23 protein-coding genes are annotated in these 19,558 nt (G+C 66.9%); 12 read left to right on the forward strand and 11 right to left on the reverse strand.

All coding sequences use genetic code 11. The features are described 5' to 3' along the window. The first annotated feature begins 130 nt into the window (after nt 1-130). The gene (locus F1654_RS05120) at nt 131-925 is read left to right on the forward strand and encodes a DUF2189 domain-containing protein (RefSeq protein WP_150022392.1); all 795 of its coding nucleotides are present in this window, start codon (nt 131-133) and stop codon (nt 923-925) included. Here the strand turns inward: F1654_RS05120 and ccoS are convergent. Genes ccoS through ccoN form a run of 8 tightly spaced genes read right to left on the reverse strand, consistent with a single transcriptional unit; the run spans nt 911 to nt 8,890 of the window. Further along, nucleotides 911-1,105: a cbb3-type cytochrome oxidase assembly protein CcoS gene (gene ccoS / locus F1654_RS05125; protein ID WP_150022393.1), complete on the reverse strand. Its 195-nt coding sequence runs from the start codon at nt 1,103-1,105 to the stop codon at nt 911-913. The two genes, F1654_RS05120 and ccoS, sit on opposite strands and share 15 nt — an antisense overlap. Next, nucleotides 1,102-3,297: a heavy metal translocating P-type ATPase gene (locus F1654_RS05130; protein ID WP_150022394.1), complete on the reverse strand. Its 2,196-nt coding sequence runs from the start codon at nt 3,295-3,297 to the stop codon at nt 1,102-1,104. The genes ccoS and F1654_RS05130 overlap by 4 nt, the downstream gene beginning before the upstream one ends. Continuing rightward, nucleotides 3,285-3,782 carry a FixH family protein gene (locus tag F1654_RS05135; RefSeq protein WP_150022395.1) on the reverse strand — a complete coding sequence of 166 codons (498 nt, stop codon included), beginning with the start codon at nt 3,780-3,782 and terminating at the stop codon, nt 3,285-3,287. Before F1654_RS05135 ends, F1654_RS05130 begins: the two co-directional genes overlap by 13 nt. After that, nucleotides 3,779-5,272, reverse strand: a complete 1,494-nt coding sequence (gene ccoG / locus F1654_RS05140; protein ID WP_150022396.1) for a cytochrome c oxidase accessory protein CcoG — start codon at nt 5,270-5,272, stop codon at nt 3,779-3,781. The genes F1654_RS05135 and ccoG overlap by 4 nt, the downstream gene beginning before the upstream one ends. 36 nt (nt 5,273-5,308) lie before the next feature. After that, on the reverse strand, nt 5,309-6,274 hold the full coding sequence (gene ccoP / locus F1654_RS05145; protein WP_150022397.1) for a cytochrome-c oxidase, cbb3-type subunit III: 966 nt from the start codon (nt 6,272-6,274) through the stop codon (nt 5,309-5,311). Then, complete coding sequence (locus tag F1654_RS05150) at nt 6,267-6,470, reverse strand: cbb3-type cytochrome c oxidase subunit 3 (protein ID WP_150022398.1); 204 nt, start codon at nt 6,468-6,470, stop codon at nt 6,267-6,269. Before F1654_RS05150 ends, ccoP begins: the two co-directional genes overlap by 8 nt. A gap of 4 nt (nt 6,471-6,474) precedes the next feature. Further along, the gene (ccoO, locus tag F1654_RS05155) at nt 6,475-7,233 is read right to left on the reverse strand and encodes a cytochrome-c oxidase, cbb3-type subunit II (protein WP_150022399.1); all 759 of its coding nucleotides are present in this window, start codon (nt 7,231-7,233) and stop codon (nt 6,475-6,477) included. 10 nt (nt 7,234-7,243) lie between these two features. Further along, nucleotides 7,244-8,890 (reverse strand): cytochrome-c oxidase, cbb3-type subunit I, encoded by a 1,647-nt coding sequence (gene ccoN, locus F1654_RS05160; RefSeq protein ID WP_199200478.1) that lies wholly within the window; start codon nt 8,888-8,890, stop codon nt 7,244-7,246. Between the two features lie 220 nt (nt 8,891-9,110). Here ccoN and F1654_RS05165 point away from each other — a divergent pair, with 220 nt between their 5' ends. Further along, a complete protein-coding gene (locus F1654_RS05165) occupies nt 9,111-9,827 on the forward strand; it encodes a sulfite exporter TauE/SafE family protein (protein WP_150022401.1) in 717 nt (238 codons plus the stop codon). Nucleotides 9,828-9,945: 118 nt separating this feature from the next. Continuing rightward, nucleotides 9,946-10,365 (forward strand): hypothetical protein, encoded by a 420-nt coding sequence (locus F1654_RS05170; protein WP_150022402.1) that lies wholly within the window; start codon nt 9,946-9,948, stop codon nt 10,363-10,365. 18 nt (nt 10,366-10,383) lie between these two features. Here F1654_RS05170 and purS read toward each other — a convergent pair whose 3' ends face one another. Both purS and purC read right to left on the reverse strand, forming a co-directional pair. Next, a complete protein-coding gene (purS, locus tag F1654_RS05175) occupies nt 10,384-10,626 on the reverse strand; it encodes a phosphoribosylformylglycinamidine synthase subunit PurS (protein WP_150022403.1) in 243 nt (80 codons plus the stop codon). Then, nucleotides 10,626-11,384 (reverse strand): phosphoribosylaminoimidazolesuccinocarboxamide synthase, encoded by a 759-nt coding sequence (gene purC / locus F1654_RS05180; RefSeq protein WP_150022404.1) that lies wholly within the window; start codon nt 11,382-11,384, stop codon nt 10,626-10,628. The genes purS and purC overlap by 1 nt, the downstream gene beginning before the upstream one ends. A 203-nt stretch (nt 11,385-11,587) precedes the next feature. Between purC and F1654_RS05185 the strand changes: the two genes are divergently transcribed. The 5 genes from F1654_RS05185 to scpB all read left to right on the forward strand — a co-directional run bounded on the left by F1654_RS05185 (nt 11,588) and on the right by scpB (nt 15,440). Beyond that, a complete protein-coding gene (locus tag F1654_RS05185) occupies nt 11,588-11,920 on the forward strand; it encodes a DUF1476 domain-containing protein (RefSeq protein WP_150022405.1) in 333 nt (110 codons plus the stop codon). A 115-nt stretch (nt 11,921-12,035) separates the two neighbouring features. After that, nucleotides 12,036-12,845, forward strand: a complete 810-nt coding sequence (locus F1654_RS05190; protein ID WP_199200457.1) for an SPOR domain-containing protein — start codon at nt 12,036-12,038, stop codon at nt 12,843-12,845. After that, complete coding sequence (gene nagZ, locus F1654_RS05195; protein ID WP_150022407.1) at nt 12,842-13,867, forward strand: beta-N-acetylhexosaminidase; 1,026 nt, start codon at nt 12,842-12,844, stop codon at nt 13,865-13,867. The genes F1654_RS05190 and nagZ overlap by 4 nt, the downstream gene beginning before the upstream one ends. Further along, entirely contained in the window at nt 13,864-14,670 is an 807-nt protein-coding gene (locus F1654_RS05200; protein ID WP_150022408.1) for a segregation and condensation protein A, read from the forward strand. The genes nagZ and F1654_RS05200 overlap by 4 nt, the downstream gene beginning before the upstream one ends. Beyond that, nucleotides 14,667-15,440: an SMC-Scp complex subunit ScpB gene (gene scpB, locus F1654_RS05205; RefSeq protein WP_150022409.1), complete on the forward strand. Its 774-nt coding sequence runs from the start codon at nt 14,667-14,669 to the stop codon at nt 15,438-15,440. The genes F1654_RS05200 and scpB overlap by 4 nt, the downstream gene beginning before the upstream one ends. 6 nt (nt 15,441-15,446) lie before the next feature. Here the strand turns inward: scpB and F1654_RS05210 are convergent, their stop codons facing one another. Then, on the reverse strand, nt 15,447-15,941 hold the full coding sequence (locus tag F1654_RS05210; protein ID WP_150022410.1) for a hypothetical protein: 495 nt from the start codon (nt 15,939-15,941) through the stop codon (nt 15,447-15,449). 284 nt (nt 15,942-16,225) lie between these two features. Between F1654_RS05210 and F1654_RS05215 the strand changes: the two genes are divergently transcribed. The 4 genes from F1654_RS05215 (at nt 16,226) to F1654_RS05230 (ending at nt 19,542) form a co-directional block, all read left to right on the forward strand. Then, the gene (locus F1654_RS05215) at nt 16,226-17,833 is read left to right on the forward strand and encodes a carboxyl transferase domain-containing protein (RefSeq protein ID WP_150022411.1); all 1,608 of its coding nucleotides are present in this window, start codon (nt 16,226-16,228) and stop codon (nt 17,831-17,833) included. A 30-nt stretch (nt 17,834-17,863) separates the two neighbouring features. Beyond that, a complete protein-coding gene (locus tag F1654_RS05220; RefSeq protein WP_150022412.1) occupies nt 17,864-18,160 on the forward strand; it encodes a nucleotidyltransferase family protein in 297 nt (98 codons plus the stop codon). After that, nucleotides 18,160-18,513, forward strand: a complete 354-nt coding sequence (locus F1654_RS05225; RefSeq protein WP_150022413.1) for a HepT-like ribonuclease domain-containing protein — start codon at nt 18,160-18,162, stop codon at nt 18,511-18,513. The genes F1654_RS05220 and F1654_RS05225 overlap by 1 nt, the downstream gene beginning before the upstream one ends. 102 nt (nt 18,514-18,615) lie before the next feature. Beyond that, nucleotides 18,616-19,542 carry a cupin-like domain-containing protein gene (locus F1654_RS05230; protein ID WP_150022414.1) on the forward strand — a complete coding sequence of 309 codons (927 nt, stop codon included), beginning with the start codon at nt 18,616-18,618 and terminating at the stop codon, nt 19,540-19,542. Nucleotides 19,543-19,558: the final 16 nt, after the last annotated feature.

A 19,558-nucleotide genomic window follows, 5' to 3' on the forward strand; every position in this document is an offset into this window, starting at 1 on the left:
GCGCTTATGTTGCAGCGCACGCTCAACAGGGTCCCGCGATAGCGGCGGCGCTTGGACGCAGGGCGGAAATTCTCCTTGCAAACAGTATGGACATTCCTAAGCTTGGCCGGTCATCGCAAGGGAGGCGGGCATGGTGATCGTTGGAAAAGTGCGCCGTGACGCGCCCTGGTCATGGCTCAAGGACGGGCTGGCCGACCTGGCCGCAGAGCCTGGCATTTCGCTGGGCTATGGCGCGGTGTTCACCCTTGTGGGCGCCGCCATCACTCTGGGCCTTGTGGCCGCCGGGCTGGGCGGGCTGGCGCCGGTCTTCCTGGCCGGTTTCGCCCTGGTCGCGCCCGCCTTCGCCATCGGCGTCTACCGCATCAGCCAGGTGCGCGACGAGGGCGGAACCCCGCGCCTGTTTGACTTCTGGTCCATGCCCGTCGGGCGGGTGACCCAGCTGGCGCTGCTCAGCGTGCTCTTGCTGGTGTTCTTCCTGGCCTGGGCGCGGCTGGCGCAATTTCTGTTCGCCATGTTCGCCTATGGCAGTGATCTGACCCTGTCCAGCGTCCTGCCCTTCCTGTTCTCCATGCCGGGGCTGGGACTGATCATTGTGGGCACGCTGATTGGCGGGGCGCTGGCGCTGGCCGCCTTCACCGTGTCGGCGATCGCCTTTCCCATGCTGGTCGATCAGGATGTGGACGCCTTCACCGCCATCGCCGCCAGCATCAAGGCGGTCAAGAACCAGCCCGGCGTCATGCTCACCTGGGCCTGGCTGATCGCGCTGATCACGGCCTTGGGCATGGCCGCTTTCCTGATCGGCCTGGCCTTCGCCTTCCCGCTGATCGCCCACGCCAGCTGGCGCGCCTACAAGGATTTCGCGCCGCGCCCGGCCAGTTCCGCCGACGCGCTCGCCGCTGACCGCGCCTCTTCAGACGCGGTCTGAATCGGCCTCGTTCGCGTCCTCGTCCTCATCGGTGATCGGCTTGTCGTCATCGATGAGGATGCGTTCGGCGACGCCTTGCATATCGTCATACTGGCCCGAGCGCATGGTCCAGAAGAAGGCCGCCAGGCCCAGTGCGCCCAGAAACAGCGCGGCGGGTATGAGCCACATCAAGGAGGTCATCGGCGCATCAGCCTCATGGCGTTGACCGTGACCACCACCGAGGACGCCGACATGGCCACCGCCGCCACCAGCGGCGTGACAAAACCCAGCACCGCGATGGGCACGGCGATCACATTATAGAGGATGGTCAGGGCGAAATTCTCGTCCACCCGGCGCCGGGCCGCGCGCGCCACATCCAGCGCCAGCGGGATCGAGGTCAGCCGGTCACGCTGGATCACCAGATCAGCCGCCGAGCGTGAAATATCCGCCGCCGACCCCATGGAGATGGAAGCGTAGGCGCCCGCCAGGGCCGGCGCGTCATTGAGCCCGTCACCCACCATCAGCGTCTTCTCGCCGGCATCGGCCAGCTCTTTCAGGCGCGCGGTCTTGCCTGCCGGGGTGAGGCCTGAACGCCAGTGCGTCACGCCCAGCGCCCGGGCTATGGCGGCCACCGGCTCTTCCCGGTCGCCGGAGAGCAGCTCCGGCTCCAGCCCGCGCGCACGCAGCGCCGCGATCATCTCGGCGGCGTCAGCGCGCAGCTGGTCGGCGAAAACAAAGCGCACCGGCGGCGCATCTCCGTCCACCAGCCAGGCCTCCAGCTCGAACGCGCCTTCACCGGCCTCATCACCCGGGCGCTCCGGCGCGCCGGTCCAGCGCGCCGAACCAAAGCGCACGCGGCGTCCTTGAAATTCCGCCTCCACCCCGCAGCCTGGCGTTTCCACCGCGCCGTCCGCCGCCTCGCCCGGCCCGGCGGCGTCGGCCAGCGCCAGCGACAAGGGATGGCGCGACACCCGCGCCAGCCGGGCCGCCAGCGCCAGCGTCTCCGGCGCGATGTCATCGCCATTGATCAGGCGCGGGCGGCCTTGCGTCAGCGTGCCGGTCTTGTCCAGCACCACCCGGCTCACCTGCTCCAGCCGCTCCAGCGCATCACCCGAACGCACCAGCACGCCGTCGCGGTAGAGCCGGCCGCACGCCACCACCTGAACCGCCGGCACCGCCAGCGCCAGCGCGCACGGACAGGAAATGATCAGCACCGCGATGGCGTTGATGATGGCCGGGCGCGGCTCCTGGGCGATGATGAACCAGCCGATGAGGGTCGAGAACGCGATCAGATGGACCAGCGGGACGTAAAGCTTGGCCGCCTTGTCGGCGAGCCTGACATAGGCTGAGCGCCCCTGCTCTCCGGCCTCCACCAGGCGGGTGATCTCGGCCAGCAGGGAATCCTCGCGCGCCGCGGTGGCGCGCACGGTCAGCGCCGCGCCCAGATTGACCATGCCCGACCAGACCCGGTCGCCGGTCTTCAGCGTCACCGGGGCGGACTCGCCCGTGACCAGCGAGGCGTCCGCCTCCCCCTCGCCTGCGCTGATCTCGCCATCCACCGCGATGCGCTCGCCGGCCGAGACCAGCAGCTGGTCGCCGGGGCGGATCTCGCTGGCGGGCACGGCCTTGAGCGATCCGTCGGCCTCCACCCGGCGCGCCGCGCGCGCTTCCAGCGCCGCCAGGCGCCGGGCCGCGGCGCCCGCCCGCGCGCGCAGGCGCATGTCCAGATAGCGCCCGATCAGAAGAAAGAAGAGCAGCATCACCGCAGCGTCGAAATAGGCATCGCCATGGCCGATGGCCGTCTCATAGACCGACAGGGCGCACGCCAGCGTCACGCCCAGCGAGATGGGCACGTCCATATTCACGCGCCGGGCTTTCAGCGCGCGCAGGGCGCTCATGAAGAAGGGGCGGGCCGAATAGGCCACCGCCGGCAGGGCGATAGCGCCCGAAATCCAGTGCAGCAGGGTGCGGGTGGACTGGGCCATCTCGCCAGCGCCCGACCAGACCGCGATGGACAGGAGCATCACATTGGCCGTGGCGAAGCCGGCCACGGCCATGGCGCGCAACAGCGCTTTTTCTTCCTGCACCGCCGCGTCCGCCGCGGTTTCGGGCAGATAGGGCCGCGCGCCATAGCCCAGCGCCTCAATGGCCCTGACGATATGCTCGGCCAGCGCGTCCGGCCCGTCAAAACTGACCGTGAGCCGCCCTGACGACAGGTTCAGCCGCGCCCGGCGCACGCCGGGCAATTCGCCCACCCCGCCTTCGATCTTGGAAATGCACGCCCCGCACCAGGCGCCTTCCACGGCCAGATCCAGCGCACGCGCATCACCGCGCTCGCGGATGAAGGCGGCCGCTTCGCCGTCACTGAAATGAGAGGCGTCTAGCGCCGCCACAGATCACGCTCCAGCTTGAAGGGGATGGCCTCGTCGGCCGCGCGCACGCGCACCAGCCAGCGGCCGGGATCGGAGGCATCACCCTCAGCTTCATAGACCCCGTCGCGCACTTCGATAAACGCCAGCGCCTGATCGCGCTCAGGCTCGCCCGGACGGCGCAGCTCGCCTTCCAGATCAAGCCCGCTCACCGGCGCGCCGGCTTCGTCGGCGACGCGCACCAGCACGCTCTCGCCGGTCAGATTGACCGCCGCGCTCCAGCCCAGCCCGGCCTGGGCGCGACGCGCCTCGATCACCTCGTTATAGGCCAGGCCCCGCACATAGGCGCGGGTGGCCTCCTCGCCGGGAAACGTGCTCAGCGCCGAGGTGATGAAAATGCCGTTGACCGTGAACACCACGCCGAAAAAGCTGACCAGAACGGCCAGCACATGCCAGCCCCTGAGCCGGAACCCGCCCTCTTGCGCCCCGTTTTGTGAGCTTTCGGTCATGGCGCGGCTCCTGTGACAAAGACATCCTGGGTGAAGGCGGTCTCACCGGTTTGCGGATCGGTGATGGTGAACATCACCGGGATGGAATGGCGCAAGGCGGCCTCGCGCGGCAAGGTCAGAAACACTTGGAAGGTGCGGGTGCGGTCCGGGCCGATCTCCAGCACCAGCTCATCACGCGCGCCGAGCAACTGCACGCCCGGCTGCGGGTCGGCGCTGACCGCAAGGCTCAGATGGCGCGTCACCCGCGCCTTGTTCTGGACATTGAGCGTATAGGCGTTGCGCACCGAACCATCCGTGAGCACCACGAAATTGGGATTGCGGTCACGGTCGGCGTGCAGGCCCAGCTCCTCACGCGACACCAGGCCGGCCAGCATGATCGCGCACACTCCCGCAATCAGGACGGCGTAGAGCACCACGCGCGGGCGCACGAAGCGCCAGCGCGCAGGCTCGCCCGCCTTGCGCCGGGCGATATTGTCGTCGGTGTCATACGCGATCAGCCCGCGCGGACGGCCCACCTTGTCCATAATGTCGTCGCACGCATCGATGCACAGCGCGCAGCCGATACATTCCAGCTGCGGCCCCTGGCGGATATCGATGCCCATGGGGCAGGCCGCCACGCAGGCCTTGCAGTCAATGCAGTCGCCGCGCCCGTCCCAGCTCTCGCCCTTCTTGTGGCGCCCGCGCGGCTCGCCGCGGTCTGTGCGGTAGGTGACCGCCAGGGATTCCCGGTCGGTGAGCGCGCCCTGGATACGCGGCCAGGGGCACATATAGGTGCACACCTGCTCGCGCAAGGTCCCGGCCAGGGAGTAGGTGGTGAAGGTCAATAGCGCAAAGAAGATATAGGCGGTCAGCGCCGCCTGGCCGGTGAAGAAATCGCGCAACAGGTCAAACGCGTCGTGGAAATAGAGGATCCACGCCCCGCCAGTGGCCGCCGCGATCGCCAGCCAGACCACGTGCTTGCCGGTCTTTCGCCAGGCCTTGTTGAAACTCATCGGCGCGCGGTCGAGCAGGATGCGCTTGTTGCGGTCGCCTTCGAACAGGCGCTCCACCGCAATGAACAGATCGGTCCACACCGTCTGCGGGCAGGCGTAACCGCACCAGACCCGCCCGAACAGGGCCGTGACCAGGAACAGGGCGAGCGCGGCCAGGATCAGGAGTCCCGTGATGTAATAGACTTCCTGGGGCCAGAGCTCGATGAAGAAGAAATAGAAGCGCGCATTGGGAAAATCGACCAGCACGGCCTGGCTTGGCCCCTCCGGCCCCCGGTCCCAGCGCACGAAGGGCAACAGGTAATAGACGCCCAGCGCCAGCACCAGGAACACCCATTTGGCCAGGCGGAAGCGGCCATGGACGAGCTTGGGATAGATTTGCTGGCGCTTCTGGTAGAGCTCACGCTGGCCAACGGCGTTGACCGCGTCCACATCCAGGCGCGCGACTCCGTCCGCAGCGTCACCGCCGCTGGCGCCCGGCCTGTTGTGAATGAGGTTCATCACCCGTCTCCGATACGCCCGGAAGGGCGCGCGACACTAGCCTGCGCTGGCCGTTTCCGCCGCCATCTGCGGCGCCAGCCCGGCTTCACGCTGCTGCAGGGTCTCGCCGCCGCCCAGGAGGTAGACATAAGCGGCCAGCGCCGTGATCACCGGCTCGGGCAGGCGCTGCTCCCAGGCCGGCATGACGCCATAGGGGCCGCGATGGATGGCATGACGGATCTGCTCGCGCGAACCGCCATACAGCCAGATATTATTGGTCAGGTTGGGCGCCCCGATGCTCTGGTCGCCGCGCCCGTCATCCATGTGACAGCTGGCGCATTCGCGCTGATAGATCTCCGCGCCCAGCGCCAGATCGGCGTTCTCGGAAACCGTGAGCGATGACAGCGTCATCACATAATCGGTGACGGCGTTGATCTCCTCGCGGCTCAGAAGCTGGTCACGGCCAAAGGCCGGCATTTCCGAAAACCGGGTCTCGGGATGCTCCTCCCAGCGAATGCCCGCCACGATGGTGTGGCGGATATCGTCAAAGGACCCGCCCCAGATCCAGTCGTCATCGCGCAGATTGGGATAGCCGGTAAAACCCCCGCCGCCCACGCCGTGGCAGGTGGCGCAGTTATCGCCAAACGCCGAGCGGCCCGCCGCCAGGGTGAAATTGAGCAGATCGCCGTCATTGAGCACCGCCACGACGCCGCCCTCGTCCACGGTCTGCTGCAGCTGGGCGAACATGGGCCCGCGGCGCGCCTCAAGATCGGCGAGCGCCACCGCCACATTGGCGCGTTCGGAGTGATTGCGCAGCCCGCGCGTATGGCCGTCAAAGCCCGGCGGGGCCGGCAGGGCCGGCATGAAGATCATATAACCGATGGCCCACACGATGCTGGCGTAGAAACACCACAGCCACCAGCGCGGCAGCGGATTGTCCAACTCGGTGATCCCGTCCCATTCGTGACCGGTGGTCTCGACGCCGGAAATCTCGTCGACCGGGGGTTTGTCGTGCTCAGCCATCACGGCTTTCCTTTTTGTCGTCCGCCCCGGGCCGGCCGGCGTCGGGACGGTCATTGTCCTCCAGCACGGAGCGGGCGGCGGCGTTGAACTTGTCGCGGTTCTTCGGCCACAGGGCGTAAACCAGCACCCCGGCGAAGAAGATCATGAAGGCCACCAGCCCCCATGACTGCGCAAAATGGGCCAGGCTCTCATACATGGCGCTACCTCAGATTGGCGTCGGCATCGGCCTCATAGGTGGAGAAGTCCACCAATGTGCCGAGCACCTGGAGATAGGCGATCATGGCGTCGAGCTCGGAGATCATGGCCTCATTGCCATCGAAATTGCGCACCACCGCGCCGGGATAGCGCTCCAGGAACGCATCGTAATCGGCGGCGAACGGATCGAGCTGGGTGCGCACGTCATCGACCGCCAGGTCAATCATCTCGTCGGTATAGGGCACGCCCAGGCGCTGCAGGGCGCGCATGCGCCCGGCGATCACGTCCAGCTCCAGCGCGGTGGTCTCCATGAAGGCGTAGGCCGGCATGATGGAGCCGGGCACCACAGAGCGCGGATCGCGCATATGGTCGCGGTGCCATTCGTCGGAATACTTGCCGCCCACCCGCGCCAGATCGGGTCCGGTGCGTTTGGAGCCCCACTGGAAGGGCCGGTCATACATGCTCTCGGCGGCCAGCGAGAAATGGCCGTAGCGCTCCACCTCGTCGCGCAGCGGGCGGATCATCTGGGAGTGGCAGGCATAGCAGCCCTCGCGGATATAGATGTCCCGCCCCATCAGCTCCAGCGGCGTGTAGGGGCGCACGCCCTCCACTTCCTCGATGGTCTCGTCGAGATAGAAGAGCGGGGCGATCTCCACGATCCCGCCGATCGAGACCACGCCGATAATACCCACGGTCAGCACCAGCGAGTTCTGCTCCATCACCCGCTTGTGCCAGGCCCAGATCGAATTGGTTTTCTTGGCCATATCGCTTCCCCTATTGAGCAGGCTTGTGGATGGCTTGGGCGGGAGCGACATCCTCGGCGTCCGCCGCATCGCCCCGGACCGTCTTGTAGACATTCCACGCCATCAACAGTGCGCCGGCGAGGTAGAGCAGGCCGCCCAGCACCCGGATGATGTAGTAGGGATGCATCGCTTCAACGGTCTCGACGAAGGAGTATTCCAGGAAGCCCAGCTCGTTATAGGCCCGCCACATCAGGCCCTGCATGATCCCCGAAATCCACATCGCGGTGATGTAGAGCAGGATGCCCAGGGTCGCGAGCCAGAAATGCCACTCGATCAGCGCGCGCGAGAACATGGACTTGCGCTTCCACAGCCAGGGCACCAGGCAGTAGATCGCCCCGAAGGAGATGAAGCCCACCCAGCCCAGCGCGCCCGAATGCACGTGGCCGATGGTCCAGTCGGTATAGTGGGACAGCGAGTTGACCGCCCTGATGCTCATCACCGGGCCTTCAAACGTGGCCATGCCGTAAAAGGCCACCGAGACCACCAGCATGCGGATCACCGGGTCGGTGCGCAGCTTGTCCCAGGCGCCCGACAGGGTCATCAGCCCGTTGATCATGCCGCCCCAGCTAGGCATCAGCAGCATGATCGAGAAGGTCATGCCCAGCGTCTGGGTCCATTCGGGCAGCGCGGTGTAGTGCAGGTGGTGCGGGCCGGCCCAGATATAGATGAAGATCAGCGCCCAGAAGTGCACGATGGACAGCCGGTAGGAATAGACTGGCCGCTCGGCCCGCTTGGGGATGAAATAGTACATGATCCCCAGGAAGCCGGCGGTCAGGAAGAAGCCCACGGCGTTGTGGCCGTACCACCACTGGGTCATGGCGTCCTGCACGCCGGCGAAGGCCGAATAGCTGCGCGAACCCAGCCAGTCGGCGGGCATGGCCAGATTGTTCACCACATGCAGCAGCGCGATGGTGACGATGAAGGCCAGATAGAACCAGTTGGCCACATAGATGTGCGGCTCCTTGCGCCGCGCCAGCGTCACCAGGAAGACCAAGAGATACGCCACCCATACCAGCGTCAGCCAGATATCGGCGTACCACTCAGGCTCGGCGTATTCCTTCGACTGGGTGATGCCCAGCAGATAGCCGGTGGCCGCCACCACGATGAAGAACTGATAGCCCCAGAACACGAACCAGGGCCACACGCCCCCGGCCAGGCGCACCCGCGAGGTGCGCTGGACCACATAGAAACTGGTGGCGATGAGCACATTGCCGCCAAAGGCGAAGATCACCGCCGAGGTATGCACCGGGCGCAGCCGTCCGAAATTGAGCTCAGGCAGCGCGTCGAACTGGAACACGGTGGGCCAGGCCAGCTGGGCCGCGATCACCACCCCCACCAGCAGGCCGACAACAGCCCAGAACATGGACGCGATGACGCCATAGCGGATGACCGCCTCGTTGTATTCGCGCTTGTCGATGACGACCCCGCCATTGGAATAGGCGCCCACGATGATCAGAAGCCCGGTCAGGAAGCCCGCCAGAATCACCCAGGCATGGGTGCGCATGGCTGCGTCTGATCCCAAGGCGGCGGCCATCAGCGCCCAGATAGCGCCCAGGACGCAAATCGCCGTGACGATCAATCCGTTATGATCAAAGCCGGTTTTCGTCTGTCCGGTCATGTTTGCTGTGCCCGCGCCCATAAGCCCCTCCTCGACGGGGAAATTAAAATCACACCCCTTGTGCGGATAAAAGACCGCAAGGGAAGTATGGCATTATGTCTCATCTTGCCGCCTCATGCAGCCCGTTTAGGGTGACGCGGCCCGCGGCCCGCATCAAGGCGCGCTGCGGGCGTCCGCAAGGTGAAACAGGTTATATTCCAATGCATGAAGGCGCGCAGGCGTGACCCATCCCGGTCTGGACACCGGCCCGGCGCTGGCCGGACGGCTGGAGCTGGACATGCTGGCGGGCTTCATCGCCGGGCTGGGCGCCAGCGTGCATTGCCTGGCCATGTGCGGAGGGATTGCTGCGGCCATCGCCGTGCAGGGCGGCGCCGGTCACGCCATAAGGCGCCGGCTGTGGGTGCTGACCCAGGCCCAGCTGGCGCGCGTGTGCATCTATATCGCGCTGGGCGCGGCGGCGGGCGCGATCGGCTGGGGCTTTCATGAAAGCCAGCCACCCGATCTCGCCCGTGCGGCGGCGCGCTGGCTGGGCGCCCTGGCGCTGATGGCGGCGGCCTTCTCGGTGCTGGACATTCCCGTATTCGGCGGCGCGGGCGGGCGTCTGGCCGGGCGAATCACCTCGCCCCTCACCCGGCGCCTGCATCATCTGCACAGGCTGGGGCCTCTGGGCCTGGGCCTGGCCTGGGGGCTGATCCCGTGCGCCATGGTGTATCTGGCGACCTTCTACGCCGGGCTGACCGGAAGCCCCTTGCAGGGCGCGCTGGTTATGGCCGGCTTCGGCCTGGGCACGATTCCGGCCCTGACCGTGCTGGCCGCAGGCGCCGCCTCGGTGCAGGCGATGATGCGCCGGGCGGTCTGGCGCTGGCTGGCGGCGGGGCTGCTGGGGGCGCTGGCGGTGTTCACCGCACTGGGCGTCTGGGGGCCGCACGGACCGTGAGCGGCGCGTCAGCCCAAAAGCGTTCAGCTTGCATTCACCCTCGGCGGCGTTAGGTTTATGAACGTGACATTCCAAAGCGCGGCCTGAGGATTTCACGGGCCGCATGACGGAGGGGCTGATGTTCCGCATGATCGCCGCCGCCAGTTGCACCGCCGTTCTGACCGCCCTGGCGGCTGCAGAACCGGCCGAAGCCCAGCGCCTGTCCAACGGCGATTACGAGCTGTGTTCGGTCTACCGCCCGGACGGGACATTTGCAGGCTATGACAGCGCCTGTCTGGAAGCCCAGCGCGCCGCCGTGCGCCGGCTCAGCCAGCGCCATGAGCGCGGCTACCGGGACCGGTGGAGCCATAGCGCGCCATCCTATGGCGGCTACGCCCAGGCGGCGCCGCTCTGCCCGTCCTGGGCCAATAACGGCCACGGCTATTCCACCACCATGCGCACAGGCGTTCCGGGCGTGCAGTACGGCACGTTCAACGCCATGTTCAACGGCACGCCCTGCATTTCCAATCCGAACTTCTACATGCGCGGATTGCACTAGGGGCGAAGCCGGACGGGCTTACGCGCTCAGTTCGATGTCGTAGGTCTCGATCACAGGGTTGGCGAGCAGCTTGTCGCACATCTCGGCCACGCGCTTCTGGGCCAGTTCGGCGTCGGCGGTGTTGAGATCGATCTCGATCAGCTTGCCCTGGCGCGCTGCGCCCACCTCGTCAAAGCCGAGATGTTTCAGGGAATTCGCCACCGCCTGGCCCTGGGGGTCCAGGACGCCGGGCTTGAGATAGACATGCACGCGCGCTTTCATCAGATCGCCTCGTCGCCAGTTCCGTTGCCGGTTTCCTTCATGATTCCCAGACGCCGCGCCACCTCGGCATAGGCTTCGGTGACATTGCCCAGATCGCGCCGGAACCGGTCCTTGTCCATTTTCTCGCCGCTGGTCATGTCCCACAGACGGCAGCTGTCAGGGCTGATCTCGTCGGCCAGGATGATGCGGGTCATGTCGTTCTGGTCGTAAATGCGCCCGAACTCCAGCTTGAAGTCCACCAGGCGGATGCCCGCGCCGGTGAACAGGCCGGACAGGAAGTCATTCACCCGCAGCGCCAGCGCGATCATGTCGTCCACATCCTGGGGGCTGGCCCAGTTGAACGCGGCGATGTGCTCCTCGCTGACCAGCGGATCGCCCAGCGCATCATCCTTGTAATAGAATTCCACAATGGCGCGCGGCAGCGGCTCGCCCTCATTGAGCCCGAAGCGCTGGGCGATGGAGCCGGCGGCCACATTGCGCACCACCACCTCAAGCGGGATGATCTCCACCTCGCGCACCAGCTGCTCGCGCATGTTGAGGCGGCGGATGAAATGGGTGGGCACGCCGATCCGGTTGAGATTCTCCATGATGTGTTCGGAGATCCGGTTATTGAGGACGCCCTTGCCCTCCAGAACGGCTTGCTTCTTGTTGTTGAAGGCGGTGGCGTCATCCTTGAAATGCTGGACGAGCGTGCCCGGTTCGGGACCCTCATAGAGGATCTTGGCCTTGCCTTCGTAAAGTTTCTTGCGGCGGGACATGGGTGCTGGCGCAACTCCGCAGAGGGGCGGGAAACGAGAAACGGCCCGTCATGCACGGGCCGCGGAAGCCTCATGATACGCTCATTGGCCAGTGCGCTGCAACATGGGCGCGCCGCCGCCTCTTGCGATTGATTCCCTGCCGGGCGGGCGATTACCATGGCGAATGTGATTACGCCTCCTCCCATCCAGCAAGAGAGCAATTGATGGCCAGCTTTGAAGATCGCGAAAAAGCGTTTGAAAACAAATTCGCCCACGATCAGGCGCTGGAGTTCAAGGCTCAGGCGCGGCGCAACAAGCTGCTGGGCCTGTGGGCGGCCGGCGAGATGGGGCTGAGCGGCGAGGAGGCGGACGCCTACGCCGCCGCCGTGGTCAAGGCCGATCTCGAGGAGCCCGGCGACGCCGATGTCATGCGCAAGATCCGCAGCGATTTCGACGCCAAAGGCGTTTCCCACTCCGACCATGTGATCAAGCTGAAGATGGACCAGCTGCTCGATGATGCCCGCGCCCAGGTCCAGGCGGGCGAGCGCCCGGCCTGAAGCGCCCTGAGCCGCGGGGAGGCGCGCGCGGCTGCGGCTTGCTATGGTGCGGGCGTGATCGCGCGGGCGAATCACACGCCGCCATGACAAGGTCCAAGGTCTGCAAGGTATGGCCATGAGCACTGAGCGCCCCGGCGCTGGGCCCTACGCGCCCCCGCCGGATGACTATGAAATGTTTGACGCGCGTGATGCCGAGCAGGACCGGCGCGGCTGGCTGGTGCTGCTGGCGGCGGCGGTGGTGTTCGCCCTGTTCATGGCGGTGGTCTGGAATGCGTTCCAGCTGGGCGTGCGCGAGCGCTCCGACAGCCCGGTGATCCTGGCGGACGCCGAGCCCTTCCGCGTCGCCCCCGAAGATCCGGGCGGCTTCCAGACCCCCAATCAGGACCTGAGCGCCTATGAGCTGCGCAGGCGCAATGGAGAACGCGCCGGGCGCGATGAGGCCGATGGCGGGCCCGCGCCCGTCCGGCCGGGCGCCGAGGAGCCGGTGGCGCGCCCTGAGCGCCTGCCCCCGGTGCAGGTGGAAGCCGCTGACGCCGATGCGCTGGATGCCCCGCCCGAGGCGCTGCCGGAACCCGCCCCGGAATCAGCCCCGGAATCAGCCCAGGACAGGACACCTGCTGAGCCTGCCGCCCCGGCCCGCAGCGAAACCGCCCCCGCGCCGTCAGGCCGGGCGCAAGGCGCCTTTGTGGTGCAGATCGGCGCCTACCGGGCCCAGGAAGAAGCCGAGGCGGGCTGGCTCGCCTTCGTCTCGCGCCATTCCGACATGACCTCCGGGCGCGGGCCTGACATCCAGCGCGCCGATCTGGGCGATCGCGGCGTGTTTCACCGCCTGCGCGTGGCCGGGTTCGAGACCCGCGAGGAGGCCGCCGCCTATTGCGCCTCGCTGGACGCGCGCGGCCAGTCCTGCCTGGTGGCGCGGCGATGAGCGGGGCGGCGGCGGTTGCCTTCTCCGTTGAGGGCGAGACCCTGGGCAAGGAGGAAAAAGCCTTCTTTCGCGATTGCGATCCCTGGGGCTTCATCCTGTTTGCGCGCAATGTGGACCGTCCCCGTCAGGTGCGCGCCCTGACCGACTCCTTGCGCGACTGCGTGGGGCGCGACGCGCCGGTCTTCATCGACCAGGAGGGCGGCCGGGTGCAGCGCCTGCGCCCGCCTCACTGGCGCGCTGCGCCGCCCGCTGCGCGCTTTGCGGCGCTGTGGGACCGCGAACCGGAGCTGGCGCTGGAGGCGGTGCGGATCAATCACCGGCTCATCGCCCATGAGCTCTACGCGCTGGGGATCGACGCCGACTACGCCCCGTGCGCAGATATCCGTGTGGAGGGCGCCCATGACGTGATCGGCGACCGCGCCCTGCACAGCGATCCGCACGCCGTGGCGGCGATGGCCACAGCCGCGCTGGAGGGCCTTCTGCATCAGGGCGTGCTGGGCGTGATCAAGCATCTGCCCGGCCATGGCCGGGCCGGTGCGGACAGCCATTTCGAGCTGCCCGTGGTGGAAGCGGACGAGGAGACGCTGGCGCGCACGGACTTCGCCGCCTTCCGCGGAATCAAGGGCGCGCTGATGGCCATGACCGCCCACCTGGTCTACACCGCCATCGACCGCGATGACTGCGCCACCTTCTCGTCCGAAGTGATCACACGCGTGATCCGCGGCGATATCGGCTTTGACGGCCTTCTCATGAGCGATGATCTGGTGATGAAGGCGCTGTCCGGCCCGCTGCGCCAGCGCACCAGCCGCGCCTTCGCCGCAGGCTGCGATCTGGTCATCCATAACGGCGCCATGCCCGACATGATCGAGATCGCCCACGCCACGCCGCGCCTGGATCACGACGCCCTGCGCCGGGCCGATGCGGCGCTGGCCGCCCGGCGCGCGCCCGATCCGTTCGATCCCGACGCGGGCCAGGCCGCCCTGGCGCGCCTGTTCGAAGAGGCCGGACTGGACGCGCCATGAGCACGCTGTTCCCCGAGACCGAAGACGATTTCGAGGCGGCGCGCGAGGCCGGCGAGGACGAGGCGCTGATCCTGGATATCGGCGGCTGGGAAGGCCCGCTGCACATGCTGCTGGCGCTGGCGCGCAAGAACAAGGTGGATCTGACCGCCATCTCCATGGTGGAGCTGGCCGACCAGTATCTCGACTTCGTCCACGCCGCGCGCCAGAGGCGGCTCGATCTGGCGGCCGAATATCTGGTGATGGCGGCCTGGCTGGCCTATCTCAAATCGCGCCTCCTATTGCCCAAGCCCCGCCCCCAGGACGACGAGCCCGAACCCGAGCTGATGGCCGCCGCGCTGGCCTTCCGCCTGGCCCGGCTGGAAGCCATGCGCGCAGGCGCCAAAGCGCTCTATGCGCGCGCCCTGTTCAAGCGCGACGTCTTCCCGTGCGGCCAGCCTGAAGGCGTGCGCTCCATCCGCACGCCGCTCTATGAGGCCGAGCTCTATGATCTGCTCAAGGCCTACGCTGCGCGGCGCGAGCGCGGGGCGTTCGCCACCTATCAGCCCGCCGCGCCGCGCGTGTATTCCCTCGAACAGGCCCGCAAGCGCCTGACCGGCGTGCTCACCCGCCTGACCGGCTGGGAGGAGTTCGGCAAGCTCTTGCCCGAGGAGGCGGAGGCCGACGGACCGTCAGGCGCCAGCATCACCGCGTCCAGCCTGCTGGCGGCGCTGGAAATCACCAAGGACGGGGACGCCGACATGCGCCAGGACGGACCCTTCGCCCCGATCTGGATGCGCCCCGCCAGCCGGGAGAAACGCTCATGAGCGATGACACGCCCGGCGCCGAACGCGATCCGGTCACCGAGGCGATCCGCGCCCTGCGCGCCGAGGCCGGGCAGCGCCCCGGCGGCGATAGCGGCCCGCCGGGCGTGCGCCTGGCCGTGGACAATGACGCCGAGCTGATGCGCATGGCCGAGGCGCTGTTGTTCGCGGCGGTGGAGCCGCTGGACCTCGACACCCTCAAGGCGCGCCTGCCTTCGGGCGCGGACGTGCGCGCGGTGATCGCCGCCCTGCAGGCCAAATACCAGAGCGCCGGCATCCAGCTCATGGAAGTAGGCGGGCGCTGGCGCTTCCAGACCGCGCCCGATCTCGCCTTCCTTCTGCGCACCGAACGCGAGGAGCCGCGCAAGCTCTCCCAGGCCGCCCTCGAGACGCTGGCCATCATCGCCTATCACCAGCCGGTCACCCGCGCCGAGATCGAGGATATTCGCGGCGTGGCGGTGTCCAGAGGCACGCTGGACCAGCTGCTGGAGATGAAATGGATCCGCCTGCGCGGACGCCGGCGCAGCCCGGGCCGTCCGGTGACCTATGGCGTCACCGACGGCTTCCTGGATTATTTCGGCCTGGCCTCTCTTGGCGATCTGCCCGGCGTCAGTGATCTGAAAGCCGCAGGCTTGCTCTCCAGCCGCCTGCCGCCCGACTTCATGATCCCCGAACCCGGCCGCATCCTGCCCGGCGAGGAGGAAGACCTGTTCTCCGACGAGGAAGCGGCCGACTTCCACGTCGATTTCCTCGATGTGGAGGAAGAGGATTAAGGGGGCTCAGTCCTGCGCCTGAAGCTCCATCATCTGGCCCCATAGCCCGGTCAATTCTTCACGGGCCCAATCGCCGAGCCCGGCCTGGAAGTCCTCGCCCTCCAGCCCGGACTGGGGATAGGGCGTCATGAAACTGGCCAGCGTCACTTGCCCCTCATACGGCGCCTGCGCGTAGTCGACCGCCACCGCCTCCACATGCTGCATGAATTCGACATGCATGTAGGCCCCGCAGCCATAATCCGTCTGGCCATAGGTGCGAACGGTGATGGCTATCAGCGATGTCTCGTCGTCCTGCGCGCGCCGGAATTCGAGACCGTGCGCGCTAAAACTGTCCGTCATCCTTTCAAACAGGGGGGCGGGCTGAACCTCGCACATCCCGCTGGTGTGGGCGGTGATGGACAGCGCCACCCCGTCCTGCAGCAGATGCACAGGGTTGGCCTCCGGCGCTTGCCCGGCGCTGACCAGGCCCAGGGCGGCGGTTGCGGCAGACAATATTGTCATGATCTCCTCCGTCTTAGCCGATTGTCATGCCCCGCAAGGTCGCCAGCCTTCCAGATCATTGGCGCCCGATCAACACTCCCCCGTTTTGCGCTCCGTCCCTGCCTGCGTTCTCCCATCGAAAGACGGACCCAGATTCACCGGCGCCACTGGGCCCCGGCTTGCGCCGGGGAAACGCAAGGGGGCTTGGGCGACATGATCAACTGCGCGCCGCGCCATTGCGCCGTGTCCCTCGCGCGGGCTAATCAGACCGCACGCCCTGTCCGGCCAGACGCCCTGGAGCCGCCATGCCTGTTCTGCCCACCCAGCTTGATCCGAACGCCCCGGCCTTCAAGGCCAATGCAGACGCCATGGCCGCGCTGGTCGATGAATTGAAGGACAAGACCGGCGCCGCCGCCCTGGGCGGATCGGACGCCGCGCGCGAGAAGCACCTGAAACGCGGCAAGCTTCTGTCGCGCGACCGGGTGCAGCGCCTGCTCGATCCCGGCTCGCCCTTTCTGGAGCTGTCGCCGCTGGCGGCCAATGGCATGTATGAGGGCGATGTGCACGGGGCGGGCATGATCACCGGCATTGGCCGGGTGTCCGGCCGCGAAGTGATGATCGTGTGCAATGACGCCACGGTGAAGGGCGGCACCTATTACCCGATGACGGTCAAGAAGCATCTGCGCGCCCAGGAGATCGCGCGCGAGAACCGGCTGCCGTGCGTCTATCTTGTCGATTCCGGCGGCGCCAACCTGCCCCATCAGGCCGAAGTCTTCCCCGACCGCGACCATTTCGGGCGCATCTTCTATAATCAGGCGACGCTCTCCAGCGAAGGCATCCCCCAGATCGCCGTGGTGATGGGCTCGTGCACCGCGGGCGGCGCCTATGTGCCGGCCATGAGCGACGAGACCATCATCGTGCGCAAGCAGGGCACGATCTTCCTGGGCGGCCCGCCCCTGGTGAAGGCCGCCACCGGCGAGGTGATCTCGGCTGAAGATCTCGGCGGCGCCGACGTGCATGCGCGCCAGTCGGGCGTGGTGGACCATTACGCGGCCGACGATGATCACGCCCTGCAGATCGCCCGGCGCATCGTGGCCGGGCTCAACACCACCAAGCGTCCTGCGCTGGATATCGCTGATCCGCGCCCGCCCGTGCTCGATCCGGCGACGCTGGACGGCGTGATCCCGGCCGATGTACGCACGCCCTATGACGTGCGCGAGGTGATCGCGCGCATCGTGGACGGCTCGGAGTTTGACGAGTTCAAGAAGCTTTATGGCGAGACGCTGGTGACCGGGTTCGCCCGTCTGCACGGCATGCCGGTGGGCATTATCGCCAATAACGGCGTCTTGTTCAGCGAAAGCGCGCTCAAAGGCGCCCATTTCATCGAGCTGTGCTGCCAGCGCGGCATTCCCTTGCTGTTCCTGCAGAACATCACCGGCTTCATGGTCGGCTCCAAATACGAGGCCGGCGGCATCGCCAAGGACGGCGCCAAGCTGGTCACCGCCGTGTCCTGCGCGCGCGTGCCCAAGATCACCCTGGTGATCGGCGGCTCCTATGGCGCGGGCAATTACGGCATGTGCGGGCGCGCCTTCGGCCCGCGCTTCCTGTTCATGTGGCCCAATGCGCGCATCTCGGTGATGGGCGGAGAGCAGGCCGCCAGCGTGCTCGCCACGGTCAAGCGCGACGGCATGGAGCTGCGCGGCCAGAGCTGGAGTGCGGACGAGGAAGAAGCCTTCAAGGCGCCGATCCGCGAAACCTACGAGGCCGAAGGCTCGCCCTATTATTCCACCGCAAGGCTGTGGGATGACGGCGTCATCGCCCCCGCCGACACCCGCCGCGTCCTCTCGCTGGCGCTGTCTGCGGCGCTGAATGCGCCCATCGAGCCGACGCGGTTCGGGGTGTTCAGGATGTAACGTCCCGGCAAGCAGTGCTATCATGGCCTCATGAGCACGCTTGACCCTGAATTGCTGGACCGTCTGCGGGCGTTAAAGCCTGAATTGCGCGCCCGCTTTGGCGTCAGCGCAATAGCCGTGTTCGGCTCGCGGGCGCGCGGCGAACACGGGGCGGGGAGCGATCTCGATCTCCTGCTTGATTTCGAGCGCACGCCGAGTTTTTTCGCCCTCAATGATCTCGATGATTTCCTTGTGTCCGAGCTGGGCGTTCGCGTTGATCTGGTCCCGCGCACCTGCCTGCACCCGGGCATAAAGGATGTGGTGCTGGCTGAGGCGCGTGCGGTGTAATGCAGTCGCGACCATTTCTCGATGACATGCTTGCCTATGCACGTAAGGCGCTGACCCTTGTGGGCGAGCGAGACGGCGCCGCTCTGGCGAGTGACGAAGTGCGTTTCCTTGCAGTTCAACGATGCATTGAAATTATAGGGGAGGCCGCCAGCCGCACGCCGAGTCCCGTGGCCGACGCGCTCTCCCATATCGAGTTCAGAAACGCTGCGGCGACACGGCATCGCATAGTCCACGGCTATAGAACCATCGATCCGGATATCGTTGCACGCACTGTGAGCGACCATTTCCCCAAACTTGTGGCCGACCTTGAGGTGGCGCTGGCCGGGCAGTTGCCTGATGAATCTCAGGAATAGGCCAAGCACCGTCCCCTGATCTCCTCCGGCCCATTCCTTGCCCCGCCCCCTCAAAACCCGCCGCGCCTGTGCCGGACGGGGACGGATGCGGGAGGGTTGGGCATGGACTGGATCGAGCGCTGGACGCAGGAAGATCGCGGGCGGTTCCGCACCGGCATTGTGCGTGCGCGGCATCGTCTGGCCGATAGCGGCCTGTTCTGCGACCCCGCGCTGGAAGAGCTCATCGAGACCCATCCGCGCGAACTTCTGGACATTGCAGTGATGGACGAGGACGGTTCGTCACGCTCCTGGACCGATATGGCGCCGGGCGCGCGCGGCGGGGCGGAGCTGCTGGAGGGCGCGCGTCAGGGCCGGGTGTGGATGAATTTGCGCCAGGCGTTCAACATCCATCCCGAATACCGCGCCCTGCTGGGCGCTGTGTTCGCCGAGCTGCGCGCCCTGCATCCACGCTTCCGCCCCGATGTGATCAAGGGCGGTCTGCTGATCTCCGCGCCGGGCGCGCGCGTGCCGTTTCATATCGACCGCACCGACACCATGCTCTGGCACTTGCGCGGCAAGAAGCGCGTCTATGTCTATCCGCGCTCGGCGCCGGTGCTCAATGAGGCTGATGTGGAAGCGGTGCTGATGCACCCGTTCAGCGACGACCTGCCTTATCGCAGCGAGTTTGACCGGCGCGCGCGCGTGTTCGATCTGGAGCCCGGCGAAGTGCTGTGCTGGCCGGTGCACACGCCGCACCGCGTGGTCAATCTGGACGGGCTGAACGTCTCCATGGCCACCGAATATGCGTGTGCGGACGTGCGCGTGCGCAATCACGCCATGATGTTCAACGGCCTGATGCGCCGCCGCTTCGGCCTCACCCCGTCCATCGACGAGAGCCGCGGCCTGGGCCTGGCCGCCCGCGCCGGGCTGGGGCTTGCCGCACGCAAGCTGAAACTTCTGCCGAAGCCCGACGCCCCGGCGCCTGAAGCCGCGCCGGGCGGCGAGCCGCTCATTTCCGCCATGGGCGAAGCGGGGCATAGTGGGGCCTGATCGATTCATCACTCCG

Origin of the sequence: Alkalicaulis satelles, from assembly GCF_008630495.1 — a bacterium.
Classification (GTDB): Bacteria; Pseudomonadota; Alphaproteobacteria; order Caulobacterales; family Maricaulaceae; genus Oceanicaulis; species Oceanicaulis satelles.

Coding starts and splice junctions, on each gene's coding strand:
- F1654_RS05120 (WP_150022392.1), top strand. CDS start 131: ATGGTGATCGTTGGAAAAGTGCGCCGTGACGCGCCCTGGTCATGGCTC.
- ccoS (WP_150022393.1), bottom strand. CDS start 1,105: ATGACCTCCTTGATGTGGCTCATACCCGCCGCGCTGTTTCTGGGCGCA.
- F1654_RS05135 (WP_150022395.1), bottom strand. CDS start 3,782: ATGACCGAAAGCTCACAAAACGGGGCGCAAGAGGGCGGGTTCCGGCTC.
- ccoG (WP_150022396.1), bottom strand. CDS start 5,272: ATGAACCTCATTCACAACAGGCCGGGCGCCAGCGGCGGTGACGCTGCG.
- ccoP (WP_150022397.1), bottom strand. CDS start 6,274: ATGGCTGAGCACGACAAACCCCCGGTCGACGAGATTTCCGGCGTCGAG.
- F1654_RS05150 (WP_150022398.1), bottom strand. CDS start 6,470: ATGTATGAGAGCCTGGCCCATTTTGCGCAGTCATGGGGGCTGGTGGCC.
- ccoO (WP_150022399.1), bottom strand. CDS start 7,233: ATGGCCAAGAAAACCAATTCGATCTGGGCCTGGCACAAGCGGGTGATG.
- ccoN (WP_199200478.1), bottom strand. CDS start 8,890: ATGACCGGACAGACGAAAACCGGCTTTGATCATAACGGATTGATCGTC.
- F1654_RS05170 (WP_150022402.1), top strand. CDS start 9,946: ATGTTCCGCATGATCGCCGCCGCCAGTTGCACCGCCGTTCTGACCGCC.
- purS (WP_150022403.1), bottom strand. CDS start 10,626: ATGAAAGCGCGCGTGCATGTCTATCTCAAGCCCGGCGTCCTGGACCCC.
- purC (WP_150022404.1), bottom strand. CDS start 11,384: ATGTCCCGCCGCAAGAAACTTTACGAAGGCAAGGCCAAGATCCTCTAT.
- F1654_RS05185 (WP_150022405.1), top strand. CDS start 11,588: ATGGCCAGCTTTGAAGATCGCGAAAAAGCGTTTGAAAACAAATTCGCC.
- F1654_RS05190 (WP_199200457.1), top strand. CDS start 12,036: ATGAGCACTGAGCGCCCCGGCGCTGGGCCCTACGCGCCCCCGCCGGAT.
- nagZ (WP_150022407.1), top strand. CDS start 12,842: ATGAGCGGGGCGGCGGCGGTTGCCTTCTCCGTTGAGGGCGAGACCCTG.
- F1654_RS05200 (WP_150022408.1), top strand. CDS start 13,864: ATGAGCACGCTGTTCCCCGAGACCGAAGACGATTTCGAGGCGGCGCGC.
- scpB (WP_150022409.1), top strand. CDS start 14,667: ATGAGCGATGACACGCCCGGCGCCGAACGCGATCCGGTCACCGAGGCG.
- F1654_RS05210 (WP_150022410.1), bottom strand. CDS start 15,941: ATGACAATATTGTCTGCCGCAACCGCCGCCCTGGGCCTGGTCAGCGCC.
- F1654_RS05215 (WP_150022411.1), top strand. CDS start 16,226: ATGCCTGTTCTGCCCACCCAGCTTGATCCGAACGCCCCGGCCTTCAAG.
- F1654_RS05220 (WP_150022412.1), top strand. CDS start 17,864: ATGAGCACGCTTGACCCTGAATTGCTGGACCGTCTGCGGGCGTTAAAG.
- F1654_RS05225 (WP_150022413.1), top strand. CDS start 18,160: ATGCAGTCGCGACCATTTCTCGATGACATGCTTGCCTATGCACGTAAG.
- F1654_RS05230 (WP_150022414.1), top strand. CDS start 18,616: ATGGACTGGATCGAGCGCTGGACGCAGGAAGATCGCGGGCGGTTCCGC.